Source organism: Deltaproteobacteria bacterium (assembly GCA_016183235.1).
GTDB lineage: Bacteria > UBA10199 > UBA10199 > DSSB01 > JACPFA01 > JACPFA01.
Map to the genome: position 1 here is coordinate 41,601 of JACPFA010000013.1, position 16,404 is coordinate 58,004.

Below are 16,404 nucleotides of genomic sequence, written 5' to 3' on the forward strand. Positions count from 1 at the left end.
TTCCGTATAATACTAGAGGAGGACAATGGGGATTAAGATGGTTCATCAAATTGCTCCACATACTTCGTTAAACGATTATTTTCATCAAGAAGTCCGGGTGGCTTTATTCAAACAAAACATCCAAACCACGGAACATGTTGAGTATTATTTAGTAAACTTGCTGGCTGGGTTTGCCCAAGAACTCAACCAAGTCGATTCTCCGCTAGCCATCTTATTCCTTGACTCCATGACCACCCCCGATGCCCCCAAACGATACCGGCAGCTCAAACAATTGGGTGATTTTGCTTTGCTTGTCTCGGGTTATTTTTCCGACAGCTTAAAACGCAAACTCGTCGATATTGATTATTACATTGGTTTGGGAAGCAATGCCTATCAAGCGTTGTCGTCTATCTCGATTAATATTTCTGCTTTTCAACAAACCTTCGAAGAACTAGGCGATCAATTCCCTCGCTATGTTGATGTGTTGTCGGAAATCAGTGAAAATGCGGGGATGCAAAACAACTCGGATCTCTTACGACTCTATGAAAAATATTTAAAGACCGGCAGCGAACGCCTTAAAACCAAATTGCAAGAAGCGGGCATTCCGGTAGGTGCTCAAAACCCTTTACGGGATGTGCATTAATGATCGAAGCTACCCAAAGACAAATCGAAACTCTCTATCAACTCCCAGCTACCTTCAATATTCAAAACTTTCTCTTAGCTAAATCCGATCTTAAAGGGCTGCTGACCGAAAATAATCCTTATCTACATGCCGATGAAGTCGTATTAACCGCAACTTCTGATGGTGAATTAGAAATTGGGGTGTTTTTTAGCCCCGAAATTTTAGAGAATCTTGAACAACTCAACATTCAACAAAAACTAAATCTCATCGAAGGCATCAGCCACTTTTTACTGATCGTTTACAAACATCACTCTGAAATCCCGCTGACTCAGTTAGAACTTGAACTACAAGCCGAGATCGATAAATTTTTATTATTAACCCTCAATCAAAGCTGCCCCACCAACCCAGAAGAAGCACTAGCCTTAATTTCACGCCCTATTAATTTGCCCAATTTAAATTCCAACCAAGATCAGCTTTATCGTCAAGCCAGCGAATTCGCCAAGCGCTATTGTCATTACTTATTGCAAAAGTACCTCCACTCCCATTCCATCGACCCGCTATTACAAGAAATCCGCACCTTCTACCGCCTCCCCTATTTCAATAAAATCCAAACTATTCAGATGATCTAATTCATAAATAGACCTCTTGCAGAACCGTCGCGAGCGACCCAAGGACAAGGCGGGGCGGGGCCCCAAAACCGCAGCGTATATGAAAATACGTGAGGATTTTGGGGTGACCCAACGAAGTCATTGGGTCGCGCAGTAGGTTACGCAAGAGGTCTAATAAGAAAAACCCCTTTGATTATCTCTTCATGGTATGCGATAAATAGACTATGAAATATCGAGTTCTTATTGAGCAAGATGAAGACGGAATGTACGTCTCTCAATGCCCCTCTTTGCCTGGCTGTATTTCACAGGGCAAAACTAGGCAAGAGGCATTACAGAATATTTATGATGCAATTCAAGGATACTTAACTAGCCTCAAGAAACATGGTGATCCTCTTCCCCCTTCTATTCAAGAAGAAGTCATCGACGTCGCTCTATGAGCAAATTACCTGCTATCTCTGGAGAAAAAGCTCTTAAAGCCTTTAAAAAAATGGGTTTTGCTTTAGACCACCAAACCGGTAGCCATGTGATTTTGCGGCATGAAAAACCTCCTTATCGTCGCTTAACAATTCCCAACCATAAAGAACTTGCCAAAGGGACCCTGAGAAGTTTAATTCGCGAGGCTGGATTAACTGTCGATGAATTTGTAAATTTATTATAATCAATCCCTTCGGTACACCCGTCATGATTTTTTTTCGTATTTTAGTTATTACCTTCCTATTGAATCTTGGTTTGGCCCTGCCGGCAGTCGCAGAAATCCCGTTGGGTTCACCCCCTTCGCAAAAAGGCATGACCTTAGGGCTTTTTTCTAAAGAAAATAATTACAATTACTACGAAGATTTAAAAGAAATGAAGGCCTATGGCATTACGCATATTTTGCTGGTGGTGAGTTGGTATCAACAAGATATTTATTCGACCGAACTCAAACCCATGGAGTTTGACCACGCCGATGCCATGACGATTCCTGATGCGAAATTGATCGAAGTCATCCAACAGGCAAGCTCGTTGGGGTTGAAGACCTCACTCTTTCCGATTGTTCGATTGATGCAACGTAAAGGTGGGGAATGGCGAGGCGTGCTAAAACCTAAAGACCTTGCCCAATGGTTTTTCTCTTATGAAACTTTTATTCTACATTATGCCAATCTTGCTAAGAGCTATGGTGTTGATATGCTAAGCGTGGGGTCTGAACTCGGTAGTTTGGAAAAAGAAAAAGACCGTTGGGTGGCTTTAATTCAAAAAATTCGCACGGTCTTTCCTGGTAAATTAATTTATTCGGCTAACTGGGACCACTATCAAAAAGTTACTTTTTGGGATCAACTGGATTATATTGGCATGACCGCCTATTACGAACTCACTAAAATCAAAAACCCCACTTACACGCAATTGATCAACAGTTGGCGAACCATTCGCAATCACCTCTTGCAATGGAAACAACAATATAAACAACCTTTAATTTTTACCGAGATTGGTTATTTGTCGATTGATGGCACGAACATTTACCCTTGGAATTATTTTGCCGAAGAAAAAGTAGACCTCGAAGAACAAGCCTTATGTTACCGCGCCTTTGCCAGGGCGTGGGGAAGCGTGCCCCAATTAGGTGGGGTTTATTTTTGGGTGTGGTGGGGCAACGGCGGCCCCCAAGACAAATCTTATACCCCACGCAATAAACCTGCGGGCGAAGTGGTGAAGGAATGGTATCAAAAATCTTAAAACTAGTTCTTGTGCTTATTTTAGCAAACTGTGGTTCGAGTGAGCTTAGCCCGCAAGTTATCGAACAGCCCTTTATCAATTTTGTCAGTCCCAACCCAGCATCGCTAGGTGACACAGTAGAAATCCACGGCTTTGGCTTTTCACCCGCCGCCCCTACCAATATTATTATTTTAGGTGATACGGCCCTGGTAGCTGCTAGTTTTAATTTCTCAACAACTCCTACCAGCCAAGATTTAGAAACTTTGGGGTTAGTCATCCCCCCAGATTTTACCCCAGGCACTTATGCTTTAACTCTTGTTGTAGAGGATGAGATTTCCAATACGATCTCTCTCACTATCTCCCCGTAATCACTTATATTTGTCTAAAATGCCCTAAAAAACAACAACTTACCCATAGCGGATTACCGATACTACTGGGGACTGACAGCTTTACAAAGGGGGTTAGGGTATGAAATCCATTCTTAATTTGTTCATTATAACATTATTTTTATCATTGGTTGCCTGTGGTGGTGGCGATGATCCCAAGACAAAAGCCCCCGTCCAAGATCCAGCCCTTAGTCTAGAAGAAATACTTTCAAACAATTTAAACACCATCAATGAAGGCGAAGGGGATAGCTTTTCCGATTTGAATCTTTCGGCCGAGCAGGTAAAATTTTTAGCTGAAAATGTGGCGGCCACTGCTTATTTTGGAAACCTTTATGGTTTACTTATTCAATCGGCTGAAGATCAAGGCATACCGTCTATCGATGGCCCCTTTGATTATACAAGAGAAGCCACTGCTCCTGGCGCTCAAGGGACTATCTCTGGCAAGGTTCATGGCACCGGAAATATTAGCGATGAATTCGTAGATGGCATTTTTACAATAGAATCCAATTTAAATGGTTATGCCATTGATGAGTATTACGTTCTTGCCTTAACGGGCTCTCATCAAGGCACTTTTCATGTCCAAGGCAATGAATCGTCTCAAAGTGTAGCAGCAGAGTTAACAGGGACATTTTCTGTATCCGGTTGGTTGGGTGGTTCCAAGGTAAGTTTTCAGATTACAGCTAACTTTCCAAGCATTGAAGAGCGAGTTATCCCCACAACGATCACTGGCAAAATGGTTCTTATCTCCAAAGATCAGACCTATGTTTGCGATTTTGATGGTAAGAATTTTATTAATCAAGATGGCAAAACCGTCACCACTGGGGCAAATTGCAAGAAAATCTAACCCACCTTAGTTAGATTGAACAAAATCCTGTTTATAGATTTTGAGGGCAGCTAACAACACCGCCATAATGATGGGCCCCAGCAATAACCCGGCCGGGCCAAAGACCCGAATGCCGCCTAAAATACTTAAAAAAAGCACTAGGGGATGAAGATCACTTTTGCCTTTGATAAGAATAGGTTTTAAAAAATTATCGACCCCTGAAATGATGAGGGCCCCATAGATGATTAAAAAAATGCCTGACCGAGTATCACCCACCAGCAATAGAATAATCGACATGGGCAACCAAATCCCAGCCGCGCCTACAAAGGGAATAAACGAAGTTAAAAAGGTGATAAAGCCCCACACCAAAAAGCCATCTACCTTTAAAAAGAAATAAGCCGCTGTGGCAAGAATGGCCTGAACCAGCGCTGTAAAAAAAGAACCATAAAAAACCCCATGGATGGTTCGCTTAATTTCGTAAGCTAAGATGTGTTCATATTTTTCTTGTAAAGGGGAAAGCAAAACGATTTCTTTGTAAAGCTTAGGCCCATCGGCAAAAAAGAAAAAAATCACCACCAACATAATGAAAAAAGAAACCAATACATTCAAGGTGCTGGACAAAACCCCGGGTGAATAAGCCGAAGCAAAGGCCCAGATTTGCTTCAATAGGCCTTTGGCCATGCGGCTTAAATCTAAGTTTAAATTAAATTGGGTGTTGAGCTGATTAAAATAATTACTAATATTAATACTTAGATTAGCAAATAATTTAGAAAGGCTTTCATTTTCTAAATAAAAAGAAAGTTTGTCGGCCCACGAAAAAATCTGGCTGGTCACCAAAGAACCAACTAAAATCAAAGGCACCAACACAAATAAAAAGACCACCAACGTTGAAATTGTTGCACTCAAATATCTTCGTTCTTTTAATTTTTTCAGCAAAAAGGCTTGGATGGGGTTGCATAAAATCACAAGAATGGCCGCCAAAATAGCAGGCATAGCAAACGACTTCAAAAGATAAGCCGCTAGCATTAAAAGCAAAAAGAGAAAGACAACAAAAGATTTTTTCTCAGCTGCTGTGGGTTGCATAGGGGCTCCGTTGAGGTCTTAAGATAATTTCAGTAGGGCAAACTCTAGCATTCATTTGCAACACTTGCAAAACCGTTTGTGCAACATCTTCGGGCGCAATCATTTTCTGCCGATCCAAACTTGGTGTTTTGGGAATCAACGGGGTATCAACATAACCCGGGCAAATGGCACAAACTTTAATATTGTGTTCCCTCACCTCTTCAAAAAGCGCTTGGCTAAACCCCACCACTCCAAATTTTGAGGCACAATATGCAGCTGAATCTTTCAAACCCATTTTACCCGCCATCGAAGCAATGTTAATAATGGCCCCTTCTTGTTTGGCCATCATATGGGGTAGAGCTAATTGAGCTAAATACATACCCGCGATCAAATTGACATTGAGGGTCCAAACCCAATCAGCAAGCTCACCTTTGAGAAAAGGGCGATGGGCCCCGGTGCCGGCATTATTGATTAATAGATCAATGGGCCCTAAGCTTTGTTGAATTTCTTCAAAAACTTTGGGTAGTTTTGCAAGTTCATTGAGATCGGCTGTAATGCAAACGACTTTGGTCTTTTGCCCAATCAGCTCCGCTACGGATTCTAGTTGCTTTTCAGTTCTAGCCAGTAAGGCTATTTCAACGCCCTCATTGGCAAGGGCACAAGCAATGGCCCTGCCAATGCCTCGCCCCCCACCGGTGATTAAGGCTTTTTTACCAGCAAGAAACATACTATAGACTGTTATATGGCTTATGGAAAAAAATCAAATCATTGAAAATCTTAATACCATTGCTCAATTGATGGAACTCGATGGTGAAAATCCTTTCAAAGTAAGGGCTTTCCTTAACGCCGCCCGAGTTTTAGAAAGTGAAGCAAGGGACTTGAGCACTTTGGTAAAAACCGGGGAATTATCTAATCTTCAAGGTGTTGGCAAAGGCCTCACCGAGGCCATCACCGAAATGGTGCAAAAAAACAAATCTACCCCCTTAATGGAATTGCAAAAAAAGTTCCCCGAAGGCCTTGTGGAATGTTTAAAAATCTCAGGGCTGGGGCCTAAAAAATTAAAAGTTCTCTACCAAGAATTAGGCATTCAGAACGTAGGCGAGTTGGAATATGCCTGTAAAGAAAATCGTCTGCTGGGTCTTAAAGGTTTTGGCTTAAAAACCCAAGAGAATGTTCTGCAAGGCATTGCTGCGCTCAAAAAATTTCAAGGGCGATTTCATTTAGACATGGCCTGGGCTACCGCCAATCGACTGGTGGCCTATTTAAAAGCACAACACAAGGGCCTTCAAATTGAAGTGGGGGGGAGTTTAAGAAGATGGCGGGAAACCATTGGAGATATTGATTTGCTGATTGCCAGCGATAACTCTGCTGAAAAAATTATTCAAACTTTCCAAAAAGTCCCTCAGCTCGAATCGGTGTTGGCTGCCGGCCCCACCAAGGCTAGCATTCGTTTGCAATCGAGCATTCAAGTCGACTTACGAGTGGTGCATCCTGAAGAATTTCCTTATGCCCTCGTTTATTTTACAGGCAATAAAATCCACAATACCGCCTTACGCGCCCGCGCCAAAGATTTTGGGTTAAAACTCAACGAATATGGCCTCTTCAAAGGCACAAAATGTATCCCCTGTAAAACCGAGGCCGACGTTTATGCGGCTTTAGAATTGCAATACATCCCACCAGAATTAAGAGAAGGCTTAGGCGAAATTGAAATAGCAGCCGAGCACAAAATTCCCAAACTCATTGAGGCCAAAGACATTCAAGGGGTCTTTCATGTACACTCGGACTGGAGTGATGGCATCAACGCAATGGAAGACATGCAACAAGAGGCCATGCGTTTGGGTTTTTGCTACATGGGGCAATCGGATCATAGCCAATCAGCCACCTACGCGGGCGGGCTTAATGAAACTCGAGTAAAATCCCAACTGACTAAAATTGAAGGCCTTAATAAAAAGACTAAAAACTTTCATATCTTCAAGGGCGTTGAATCCGATATTTTAGCCGATGGCTCTTTAGATTATGCCCCCAAAATTTTAAAACAGTTCGATTTTATTATTGCCTCGGTGCACAGCCGTTTTAAAATGACTAAAAGCCAAATGACTGAACGAATTTTAACCGCCATCAAAAACCCTTATACTCGCATTTTAGGCCACATGACGGGCCGATTGTTGCTGGCCCGAGAAGAATATGAAATCGATATTGAAAAAATTATAGAAGAGGCCGCTAAAAATCGCGTGGCCATTGAAATTAACGCCAACCCCCATCGCCTAGATATGGATTGGCGATTTTTGAAAAAAGCGAAAACGGCAGGGGTGAAATTTTTCATTAACCCCGACGCCCATAGCACAAGAGGCTTAAGCGACACCTGGTTGGGCGTTCACATCGCCCGCAAAGGTTGGCTAAGCAAAGAAGATGTGATTAATACGGGTTCGCTGGCCGTTATTACAAAATATTTATCTAATATGGATCCCCCGCTTCCGCGGAGGATGACATGCACGTAAAGGAGACTCTATGAAAAGTCTGGTTGTACTTTGCACCGTTCCCACTCTGGAACTGGCTAAAATCATGGCCAATGGCCTGGTCAAAGAAAAATTGGCGGCCTGTGTCAACATCATCCCCAATATTATTTCGGTTTATGAATGGGATGACAAAATTTGTGAAGACAAAGAATTTTTACTGCTCATAAAAACCAACGCCCGTAAATATCCCAAGCTAGAAAGCAAGATCTTAGCTACCCACCGCTATGAAGTGCCAGAAATTATCGCCCTACCTATTGAACGCGGCAGCCCTGCTTATTTAAAATGGTTGGGGCAATTTTTAAATAGGTGAAGATTTATTTTTTTATCCATCGCCAAAAGCGAAAGCGGGGTGGCCTTGCTTCTTCAGAGGCAGCCCCAACGCCACCATCGCATGAAATCTGTCTGACTTGATTCATGGATTAAAGTTTCTTTATGTCTCTTAGTTGGTTTTTTCTCCAGCGTTCAATTCTTGCAAGTAATGCAAAACGTTGTTGGGTAACCACGTTTGGATTTATTTTTAGAATCTCGGGCAAATCCCTTAGTACCCGGTTGTTGCCAGGGTTTCCCGTTGTTAAATAAACTCCTAAGGCCTGAGAGGAAACCCCTAAATGCTCAGCAACCTTGCCTCTCCAGCGCAGATATTGCTCAGGATCACTAATGGCATCGAGTTCAGCATACATGGCGTGCAACCCTCCTCGCCACTTGTTAATCCGGGGGGCTAGCCTTGCCTTCGGCGTTGATTGTATAAGTTCTAACTTTGAGTCCGGTACGAGCGTATCTCCAAAGTTAGTAATGAAGGCACTAATCTCGTTTGCGTATCTGTTACGTTCGATGTTCGCCAGCCACCATTGTTCGGTAGCCTTGTATAGCTGAATACGTGCTAGAGTTCTACCGTAGGCCAATGAAAAATAACGGGCGGCCGCCTCCTTACTCTGTGCATCAACAGCATAGGCAGTCCCTAAAGCCGCATACAAATCGTGAAACCAACCGTTAAATTTTGCAGCATAATCTGCCGTTGCTTTGGGACCAAGAAATTCTCCCACCGCCAGTATGGCTTTCAGTCGCCCTCTCAATAAGTTAACGTCATTCTCCCGCTCCCACATTTCAGCACGACGAGTTTCTTGAATTTTTTTGATAAGACGAAGTGCTTGTTGATCCCAATCTACTGACAAAACATCGACTGCGTCTAGCCATTGACTGGCTTTGGCAATGGTTCGAGCTAGTTCATCCGTGAAGTTCTTTTTAGCCTCCGGAGTACCAGATTTTTCCAAACGAGACGAAAACGCTTGATTGATTCGTACGGTTTCATGCAAGGCAACTCTGGCCTCATCCCACTCCCCTAACTTTAACCAAAGTTGCGCTACTGCAAAACTATCTTGGCTGACTCTATATGAGAAAACCCATGCATTCTGAGTATCCATATCATGATCCATCAAGTCACAATAATGCACCCAACCCATGTTTATTTGAACTAGCCATCCTTTCAACACCGCAAGTCTAGCATCTTGCCTTCCCTTCCGTTCGTAATCCTCTACAAACTCACCAATAGCCGTAGACAACCCTGATAAATCTTCATCGATGGATGCTAGTTCATCACGACTGGGGGCTTGATGCAGCTGATATAATAATGAAGTTAACTCTAGCGGGGTCATCCTGCCATCGGCCGAGTGACTTAGATAATCCCGCCATAATCTCAAAACTTTGGGCTGATATTGATCAGTCCCCCTAGCAAGTTCTAGGTCTAATTGCGCCTTCGTATATAAAGCTAGCCCTCGAAAGATCATTACCCTTGCCAGCTCAGGGATATCCTCACCTCCAAGATAGATCCCTATTTGAGTCTGGCTGAAAGCCTGCTCCATCATAGCTACAATCGGCCCCAACAAAGGGGCAACCGGTGCCACCGCCCATAAAAGATCATCCCACTGCTCCCGCCATAAGCCTGGCATCTCTCTAGCTACACCGTCTGTGCTCACCACCAGAGAATCTGCTCTTGCCGTAAAGGTATCTGAATCAAACGGGATGAGGGTTAACTCGCCGCCAACAACAGCAGCTGTAACCTCTGGCTCAAGTATCGGGGACTCAGTAACGTTAAACAAAGTTTCTATATTTGCGGAAGCCTCGCCTTTGGAGGCAGCAGGTACGCTCATGGGTCAAGACCTTTCCACCCATGGCCTATTCCTGACCGGAATTAATTAAACCCTTCGACTTATAAACATTTAAACATTATTGTTGCTACATTAATTAAAGTATTGGGTTTGGGTCTTCTTCAATAAATTCTATCGATCTCTCCGGAACAAACAATATCAGACCGCGCTGGCCTACATTCACCGCTGCTTCTCCCAAAACTGCAGCAGCTTTAGGAGCATGTTTAATAACATGTGCAATGAACAGGCCAGCAGTGATCAAAGTCGCACCAAAGGCAGTGGTTTTATCAGCCATGGCATGGTACCAGGGATCGGGCTCAACCTTTTCGGCCCTTCCCACCCCACTCGAAGTGCTACCGGCTGGCTTTTTGGATACCACTGCTTGTTCTAAAGTATGCACCCCATAGCCGGAGAGCATCTGTGCAGCTACTTGAGTGTCAACCCCCATCCCATCGGTCCACTTCAAGATCTGCGCAGTGCCAACTCCCATGCCTAGCCATAGGGGAACCAGGTACTCCAAAGAATTAACGCACATTTTTTGTGGCCTGGCAGCAACCGATCGATTAGGCTTTTGAACAACTGCTTGCCGGATTTGGCTGGGATGGGGTTGTATTGGGGGAGGTGAGGTAGGCGGATCTTTGGGCCCTTTATCTCGCCATTGCTGCCATTTTTCAGCAACCCAGCGCACCCCACGTACCACCCCACGTAAACCCCATTGCGCCGTGCGGACCATCCATAATTTAGAAAGTTCTTGGCCTAGGCCTCTTACTCCAAACAACCCCACCGTCTTCGCTAAAGCGTAAAGGTCATGGCAGAATGTGACGCCAACCCCAAACACCGCACTCAAAAACAAACCCCCTTTTACAATGTTCTTCCAAGAAAATTCTTCACCTCTTAATGCCGCCTTAATGATTTCTAAGGCAGTCAAAAGGGAATCAACGGGTGACGCATCTTTTTGGGTGACGTTTTCCACTGCGTTACCAACTTTGGAAAGCAGCCCTTCAATCCTGGTAATGGTCGCTTGGTCAGCCACCACATAATAAGTGTTTTCAGCAACAAGTGGGTCAGCCTCGCCATTTTCTGGCGGGCTTGCTCGAAACAATTCATTACCTGTATCTTGGAGACTAGCCCGGATTAATGCGACCATGCGAGCCGACATGGGTTTTGCGACGATTCTCCAATCCTCGAGATCATAGTTGTGTTGGGCAAGCACGGGGGGTGGGGCTGTTAAATACTCATTTAACAGCGCTTCTTTTTGCTCTCGATTGAATGGATTTCCATCTTTATCCGTAAGCGCCCAATAATCTAAATTGGTAACATCGATTTCAATCCCTGATGAAAATTCAAAGCTGGAACCCGTAAGGAGATTTGTTAAAACACTATCTCCTCGAGAAACTGATTCTGAACTTCGCCGTAAACTTGTTTCTTCATTCCCAAACTTTTTCAAAATCGCACTTAAACTGATAATATTCCCTTGGGGAATTTTAACGAATGGGTACATGCCATCCCATTGATAACAAAGCCCAAGGCTAGCCCCATCATTCTGGGTAGCCACATAATTTAATAAATATCGATAACCGGGGTCGCTCGACCTATAATAGGTTCCTCCACCCATTTCCCCTGAATGAGAAAAGTTTAGCTGTTTTAATTCTACCCATATATTTTCAGGTGATAGGGGCGGGCTTCCTTCAGCGGGCGCAGGCGGACATTCTGAAAATAGCCGGGGAATATTTTGAAGCTTAGATTCGCTAAAAGGGTTGGGTAAAGAGTCAAAAAAATTTCGGACAGGGTTTGAAGCGCTCATGGTTAGGCCTTTGAGTTAGCCATCCATACACCTGAGCAACGTTTGAGTTATCGTATGGGTAATTTATGTGTTGCTAAGCAAGTTTTAATAAATTTTTTAGAGGCCCCCTTAAACCCAATCCGGCAATAGCTTGATTGCTGGACATACTCGAATGCCATTTTGATTAAGATAATCTTTCTTACCTTTGAGGGAAATTTGGTAGGCAGGGGTTTCAGGAAACTTCGATTTTAAATAGGTTAATGCCGGATTGATTGTATCATCTGAAAGTTTACACTCTACAAATAAAATGGGCTTTGCTTTGTCGACCACGACAAAATCTACTTCACGACCCATCGGATCACGAAAATATCTCAATTCCCAAGTTTCCCCAAAAACATCGTATTTCCAATGAACCCATTTGAGCAAATGACAAGCCACCAAGTTTTCAAAACGTTTGCTTTCATCTTCAATGAGAACCCAATCAAAGTGATAATGTTTTTGTTCCTTTTTGACCGATTTGATACGAGGAGACCCAAATGGACTGAGTCGAAAAAGAGCATACATTTTTTCAAAGATTTGAATCCATTTTTCAACGGTGGTATGATGGACTTGCAAGTCCTCCCTTAACCCATTGATCGACAAAGGGCTCCCCGTCAAGTCAGGAAGTCTTAAAAAAAGTAATTCCAATCGACCTAAGTCACTAACTTCTTCTAAAGATAGGATATCTTCACGAATAAGACGGGTGCGATAATTAAGCGACCAACGTTTGGCGTCAATTTTATTTTGAGAATAAAAAGGTTCTGGAAATCCCCCATAGGTCATGAGGTCATTTAAAGTTTCTTGGGTTGAAGCCAACTCCGCAACCGAAAGTGGGTACATTCTTAAAAGGTAATAACGCCCTTGCAAAGAATCCCCCCCAAAACGATAGATGTCAAGTTTGGCACTCCCGGTAACTAAAATTTTGAAATGAGCTTTTAATTTATCAAAGGTACCCTTTAGGTAATTACGCCAACCGCGGTATTTGTGGATCTCATCCAAAACAAGAATGCCCGACTTTTTGGGAAATTCTTTCTTGAGGATTTTTGCTCTATCTTCATCATCATCCCAGTTTAAATAGTGGGATTGAGAAGAAACTAAAGACTGGGCCAAGGTGGTTTTCCCCACTTGCCTTGGCCCTGCCACAAAAACCATTTTTTTATTTAAATCTTTCAGAATCTGCTCTTTAAGATAACGCATATATCTATATTATGCATTTTTGGAATAAAAGCAATAATTTTCACCCCTATGAAAAATAATGTGTATTAATTTTCATAGGGGTGAAAATTAATAAATCTTCACGTAAGGGTTGTAATCAACGGCGTCTAAGGGTGGGAGAATTTGAGTGGAATTGAGATTGATCCCTCGGAATTGTTCGCATTCTTGTTTGGTTAGGCCTAAGCAACGAAAGGCATCTTCATTGCCATTGAGCATAATGGTTGCCCCAGCATCAAACTGGGCGATGGTATTTTGAATTTGCGAGCGCATGGCTGATAACTCGCAAGGATCGCGAGAATAAATTTTGCCAATAAGATTAATCACCATTTGATATTTAGGCACTTTGACCGAATCGACCCTTAATTGCGCTTTTTTGAGGGGGTTGAGTAATTTTTCTTTGCGCTCTAGTTTGGCGAGGGTTTCTTCTTTAGCGGCAAATAAATTCCCCAAGGCCTCAATCACCATCGATTGGGGATAGCTTTCAATCTCTATGGTAACCGGCACCAAACGATCGCCGCATTTGAGTTCGCTGCCTTCTTTATAATAAGTCACCTCTTCTTGAGGTAACACAAAATAAACCTGCACCTGCCGTTTTTCTTTTTGTTCACTGGTCCAAACTTGCGCCACGGTCGTAGGTATAAAAATCCCCATGAGGCACAAAACTAATATTATTCGTTTCATAAATTGATTACTCCCCCATCATGGATCCCGGGTCAAGCCCGGGATGACGTACTAACAAGTCCTCTGTATAGGCTACAGATTGCGAGGATTATGTGGCGAGAGAAGGAAGATGAGCAAAAAGCCCGCAGGCGTACCTTAGGGTACGTCGAGGACTTTTTGCGAAATCTGACGCGCTCGCAGCCCATAAGCCGAAGCAAGCTGTGGCCTATACAGAGGACTTGTTAGTAGAGAACATCATAAAATCAACATACAATCGCCGTAACTAAATAAACGGTATTTTTGAGCGATGGCCTCTTGATAGGCGCGTAAGATAAATTCACGGCCAGCAAGGGCACTGACTAAGATAAGCAGCGAAGATTGGGGTTGATGAAAGTTGGTTAATAAAGCGTCGGCCGCTTTAAAAGAAAAACCTGGGTAAATGTAAAGATCGGTGAATCCCTGCAAGGCAGGGGCTGGCTGTTGGAAAAGGGTTTCTAAAACACGCAAGGTTGTTGTGCCCACGCACAAAATAGATTTCCCCTCGTATTTCGCTTTTTTTAAACCTTGGTAGCTTGCTTCGGATACTTCGTAATATTCGGAATGAAGTTTGTGCTGCCGAATATCCTCGGTTTTAACCGACAAAAAAGTGCCCGGGCCTACATGCAAACACACTTTATAAATTTCGACCCCCCGCGCCGTTAACTGCGCTAGCGTTGATTCGTCAAAATGCAACCCCGCCGTGGGAGCCGCAACAGACCCTAGCTGCCGAGCAAATACGGTTTGATAACGATTTTCGTCTTGGCGCTCTGAATTTTTACGTTTGATATAAAGGGGTAATGGCATGATGCCGTAGGGCTTAATCCAGGTTTCCAGATCTTTCACCGGAGGCAATTCTACTTCAAAATGTTGGCCCTTTTCTACACGCACCACCGTAATAATTGCATCACTCGTTTCTTCAGAATCTCGAAATAGCAATTTGAGCGACATGCCCACTCGCAAACCCTTAATGGGTTGGCCCAAGGCTAACCATCGCCCATTTTCAATGGGGCGAACCAATAAAACTTCAACCACACCGCCGGTTGGTTTGCGGCAATAGAGCCTGGCTGGGAAAACCCTGCTTTCATTCAGTACGATCACGGTATTGGAGTTTAAAATTTCGGGCAATTCAATAAAGGCGCGGTGGGCTATGGCTTGTTTGTGTTTATTGAGTACCATGAGCTTGGATTGGGTACGATCTAACAAAGGATGATGGGCGATGAGCGAGTCGGGGAAATTGAAAGTATAGTTGGAGAGGTTAAAAGTCATAATAATATAGAAGATTGCCACGCTCGCCGACGGGGCTCGCTCGCAATGACATCGACGTTGTCATTGCGAGCCACAGCAGTGGCGAAGCAATCTCACTCGCATTTAAAAAATAGATTTCTTCTCCCCTTCCCTCTATACTTAATCGATGACCTTGAAAAGCCCCCTTAGCGGCCTCTCGTATTTTCTCCTCCTCATAGGGGGCATTGTTTTTATTCTATTAGTCCCTCCCCCTTTGAGGTTTCTCGACTTAGGGTTATTAATGTTTTTACTTTTGAGTGTACTCAATGGCCTGTTAGTTTTACGCGAGTTGATCTTTGATCCTAAACTGCCTTTAGGGTTCCCCTTTCTTTCTTCCACCATCATTTCTTTTTTAATCGTATTATTATTTGTGGGAATTGCCCGCCAATTCTTGATCAGCGGAGATTTTGGAGAAGTTATTTCTTTGGTCGCAAATTTAGTAATCGGAGGGAATTATGTGCAAGGGTTTTTGCTCACCCTCACTCATGGGTTATTACCCATCTTGCTTTATTTGGGAATTTTGCAATCTTGCCGAACTCCCTCCCTACCCCAAGAAAATATTTATTTAAAATCACCCTTGTTGCCTTTTTTTTATTTTTTACCCGTCTTGATCTACTTGGTCATTTTTATAAGTTTAGTAGCCTATTTGGGCATTAACGATCAAAAAGATCCCAAAAAGTTTTCTGAATTATTGCCCATCGGGCTGCTTTATTTGTCTGGCAGCACCATTATTTTTTCCTTAGGGATGCTTAGTTTTTTTATACCTTCAAGCCTGCTTTACTTAACCCGCAGCCGACAAACATCGCTACGCCAACTTTTAGACCTCCCCAAATTCATCAAAAAAACTCTATTGCCCTTTTTAATTTTATTACCTTTGGTCAACGGCATGTATTTTTTGGTTGCTGAACCTCAAGTGAAACAAATTACTTCTACCGCCATTCCCATGCTGATCCCCTTTATTTATCTACCCATGGCTTTGATCGTGGGCATGGCCTTGAGCCGCATGCATAGCCACAGGCGTTCGGGTTATCACATCATGATTGGCTTAGCCGCTCTGTTTATGATCTTGAATCTTTCACTGGTTAGTCTTGTTTTAGGTTTGGTGATCATTTATTATTCGACACAAGGGTTGAAAACAGAAGTTCCTTAGGCATCATGGATCCCGGCTCTCCGCCTGAGGCGGATCAGCCTCTGGCTGAAAGGCCGGGATGACAAGGAGTAATTATGATACGTATCATTTTAAAAACGAGTTTATTATTAATTTTATTAATCTCTTCAGCCCATGCTGAACCAAAAATTGGCAAAGACTGCACGTATAAAGATAAAAAATTATACGGTAAAATTAAAATCGTCGAACATTTCCCCGATCTTAAAGTTAAAATCGTAGAAAATTTCCCCGATTTAAAAGTGCAAGTGGTCGAGCATTGGCCCGACCAATGCGGCAAATGGCAGATGGTCGAAAATTTCCCCGATCTAAAAATTCAAATCGTCGAACACTTTCCTGACTTCACCATCAAATACGTGCAAAATTGGCCGGGATTGCCCTGAGTATCTTGCT

Annotated in this window: 18 protein-coding genes; 11 read left to right on the forward strand and 7 right to left on the reverse strand. The window is 43.2% G+C overall.

Annotation, left to right across the window (positions count from 1 at the left end):
• Positions 1-25: 25 nt before the first annotated feature.
• The 7 genes from HYU97_02505 (at position 26) to HYU97_02535 (ending at position 4,125) form a co-directional block, all read left to right on the forward strand.
• The gene (locus HYU97_02505) at positions 26-622 is read left to right on the forward strand and encodes a hypothetical protein (protein ID MBI2335617.1); all 597 of its coding nucleotides are present in this window, start codon (positions 26-28) and stop codon (positions 620-622) included.
• Positions 622-1,230 (forward strand): hypothetical protein, encoded by a 609-nt coding sequence (locus tag HYU97_02510; protein MBI2335618.1) that lies wholly within the window; start codon positions 622-624, stop codon positions 1,228-1,230. Before HYU97_02505 ends, HYU97_02510 begins: the two co-directional genes overlap by 1 nt.
• A 203-nt stretch (positions 1,231-1,433) precedes the next feature.
• A complete protein-coding gene (locus HYU97_02515; GenBank protein ID MBI2335619.1) occupies positions 1,434-1,646 on the forward strand; it encodes a type II toxin-antitoxin system HicB family antitoxin in 213 nt (70 codons plus the stop codon).
• Positions 1,643-1,867 (forward strand): type II toxin-antitoxin system HicA family toxin, encoded by a 225-nt coding sequence (locus tag HYU97_02520; protein MBI2335620.1) that lies wholly within the window; start codon positions 1,643-1,645, stop codon positions 1,865-1,867. The genes HYU97_02515 and HYU97_02520 overlap by 4 nt, the downstream gene beginning before the upstream one ends.
• 23 nt (positions 1,868-1,890) lie before the next feature.
• Positions 1,891-2,916, forward strand: a complete 1,026-nt coding sequence (locus tag HYU97_02525) for a hypothetical protein (protein MBI2335621.1) — start codon at positions 1,891-1,893, stop codon at positions 2,914-2,916.
• Positions 2,898-3,263, forward strand: coding sequence for a hypothetical protein (locus HYU97_02530; protein ID MBI2335622.1), 366 nt, complete (start codon positions 2,898-2,900; stop codon positions 3,261-3,263). The genes HYU97_02525 and HYU97_02530 overlap by 19 nt, the downstream gene beginning before the upstream one ends.
• 100 nt (positions 3,264-3,363) lie before the next feature.
• Entirely contained in the window at positions 3,364-4,125 is a 762-nt protein-coding gene (locus HYU97_02535) for a hypothetical protein (protein MBI2335623.1), read from the forward strand.
• Positions 4,126-4,131: 6 nt separating this feature from the next.
• On the opposite strand, the gene HYU97_02540 is transcribed toward HYU97_02535, so the two are convergent.
• Positions 4,132-5,187 (reverse strand): AI-2E family transporter, encoded by a 1,056-nt coding sequence (locus HYU97_02540; GenBank protein ID MBI2335624.1) that lies wholly within the window; start codon positions 5,185-5,187, stop codon positions 4,132-4,134.
• Positions 5,168-5,893 (reverse strand): SDR family NAD(P)-dependent oxidoreductase, encoded by a 726-nt coding sequence (locus HYU97_02545; GenBank protein MBI2335625.1) that lies wholly within the window; start codon positions 5,891-5,893, stop codon positions 5,168-5,170. Before HYU97_02545 ends, HYU97_02540 begins: the two co-directional genes overlap by 20 nt.
• A gap of 22 nt (positions 5,894-5,915) precedes the next feature.
• Between HYU97_02545 and polX the strand changes: the two genes are divergently transcribed.
• Together polX and HYU97_02555 are read left to right on the forward strand one after the other, a co-directional pair.
• Positions 5,916-7,664 (forward strand): DNA polymerase/3'-5' exonuclease PolX, encoded by a 1,749-nt coding sequence (polX, locus tag HYU97_02550; protein MBI2335626.1) that lies wholly within the window; start codon positions 5,916-5,918, stop codon positions 7,662-7,664.
• Positions 7,665-7,674: 10 nt separating this feature from the next.
• Complete coding sequence (locus tag HYU97_02555; protein ID MBI2335627.1) at positions 7,675-7,992, forward strand: divalent-cation tolerance protein CutA; 318 nt, start codon at positions 7,675-7,677, stop codon at positions 7,990-7,992.
• Positions 7,993-8,101: 109 nt separating this feature from the next.
• Here the strand turns inward: HYU97_02555 and HYU97_02560 are convergent, their stop codons facing one another.
• From HYU97_02560 to queA, 5 genes are all read right to left on the reverse strand, one after another.
• A complete protein-coding gene (locus HYU97_02560) occupies positions 8,102-9,829 on the reverse strand; it encodes a hypothetical protein (GenBank protein MBI2335628.1) in 1,728 nt (575 codons plus the stop codon).
• Between the two features lie 94 nt (positions 9,830-9,923).
• Entirely contained in the window at positions 9,924-11,630 is a 1,707-nt protein-coding gene (locus tag HYU97_02565; GenBank protein ID MBI2335629.1) for a hypothetical protein, read from the reverse strand.
• A gap of 108 nt (positions 11,631-11,738) precedes the next feature.
• Complete coding sequence (locus HYU97_02570; protein ID MBI2335630.1) at positions 11,739-12,845, reverse strand: ATP-binding protein; 1,107 nt, start codon at positions 12,843-12,845, stop codon at positions 11,739-11,741.
• An 87-nt stretch (positions 12,846-12,932) separates the two neighbouring features.
• Positions 12,933-13,544 carry a hypothetical protein gene (locus HYU97_02575; protein ID MBI2335631.1) on the reverse strand — a complete coding sequence of 204 codons (612 nt, stop codon included), beginning with the start codon at positions 13,542-13,544 and terminating at the stop codon, positions 12,933-12,935.
• Between the two features lie 234 nt (positions 13,545-13,778).
• The gene (gene queA, locus HYU97_02580) at positions 13,779-14,828 is read right to left on the reverse strand and encodes a tRNA preQ1(34) S-adenosylmethionine ribosyltransferase-isomerase QueA (protein MBI2335632.1); all 1,050 of its coding nucleotides are present in this window, start codon (positions 14,826-14,828) and stop codon (positions 13,779-13,781) included.
• 259 nt (positions 14,829-15,087) lie between these two features.
• Between queA and HYU97_02585 the strand changes: the two genes are divergently transcribed.
• Together HYU97_02585 and HYU97_02590 are read left to right on the forward strand one after the other, a co-directional pair.
• Positions 15,088-15,996: a hypothetical protein gene (locus HYU97_02585; GenBank protein ID MBI2335633.1), complete on the forward strand. Its 909-nt coding sequence runs from the start codon at positions 15,088-15,090 to the stop codon at positions 15,994-15,996.
• Between the two features lie 74 nt (positions 15,997-16,070).
• Positions 16,071-16,394 carry a hypothetical protein gene (locus HYU97_02590; protein MBI2335634.1) on the forward strand — a complete coding sequence of 108 codons (324 nt, stop codon included), beginning with the start codon at positions 16,071-16,073 and terminating at the stop codon, positions 16,392-16,394.
• Positions 16,395-16,404: the final 10 nt, after the last annotated feature.

Coding starts and splice junctions, on each gene's coding strand:
- HYU97_02505 (MBI2335617.1), top strand. CDS start 26: ATGGGGATTAAGATGGTTCATCAAATTGCTCCACATACTTCGTTAAAC.
- HYU97_02510 (MBI2335618.1), top strand. CDS start 622: ATGATCGAAGCTACCCAAAGACAAATCGAAACTCTCTATCAACTCCCA.
- HYU97_02515 (MBI2335619.1), top strand. CDS start 1,434: ATGAAATATCGAGTTCTTATTGAGCAAGATGAAGACGGAATGTACGTC.
- HYU97_02520 (MBI2335620.1), top strand. CDS start 1,643: ATGAGCAAATTACCTGCTATCTCTGGAGAAAAAGCTCTTAAAGCCTTT.
- HYU97_02525 (MBI2335621.1), top strand. CDS start 1,891: ATGATTTTTTTTCGTATTTTAGTTATTACCTTCCTATTGAATCTTGGT.
- HYU97_02530 (MBI2335622.1), top strand. CDS start 2,898: ATGGTATCAAAAATCTTAAAACTAGTTCTTGTGCTTATTTTAGCAAAC.
- HYU97_02535 (MBI2335623.1), top strand. CDS start 3,364: ATGAAATCCATTCTTAATTTGTTCATTATAACATTATTTTTATCATTG.
- HYU97_02540 (MBI2335624.1), bottom strand. CDS start 5,187: ATGCAACCCACAGCAGCTGAGAAAAAATCTTTTGTTGTCTTTCTCTTT.
- HYU97_02545 (MBI2335625.1), bottom strand. CDS start 5,893: ATGTTTCTTGCTGGTAAAAAAGCCTTAATCACCGGTGGGGGGCGAGGC.
- polX (MBI2335626.1), top strand. CDS start 5,916: ATGGAAAAAAATCAAATCATTGAAAATCTTAATACCATTGCTCAATTG.
- HYU97_02555 (MBI2335627.1), top strand. CDS start 7,675: ATGAAAAGTCTGGTTGTACTTTGCACCGTTCCCACTCTGGAACTGGCT.
- HYU97_02560 (MBI2335628.1), bottom strand. CDS start 9,829: ATGAGCGTACCTGCTGCCTCCAAAGGCGAGGCTTCCGCAAATATAGAA.
- HYU97_02565 (MBI2335629.1), bottom strand. CDS start 11,630: ATGAGCGCTTCAAACCCTGTCCGAAATTTTTTTGACTCTTTACCCAAC.
- HYU97_02570 (MBI2335630.1), bottom strand. CDS start 12,845: ATGCGTTATCTTAAAGAGCAGATTCTGAAAGATTTAAATAAAAAAATG.
- HYU97_02575 (MBI2335631.1), bottom strand. CDS start 13,544: ATGAAACGAATAATATTAGTTTTGTGCCTCATGGGGATTTTTATACCT.
- queA (MBI2335632.1), bottom strand. CDS start 14,828: ATGACTTTTAACCTCTCCAACTATACTTTCAATTTCCCCGACTCGCTC.
- HYU97_02585 (MBI2335633.1), top strand. CDS start 15,088: ATGTTTTTACTTTTGAGTGTACTCAATGGCCTGTTAGTTTTACGCGAG.
- HYU97_02590 (MBI2335634.1), top strand. CDS start 16,071: ATGATACGTATCATTTTAAAAACGAGTTTATTATTAATTTTATTAATC.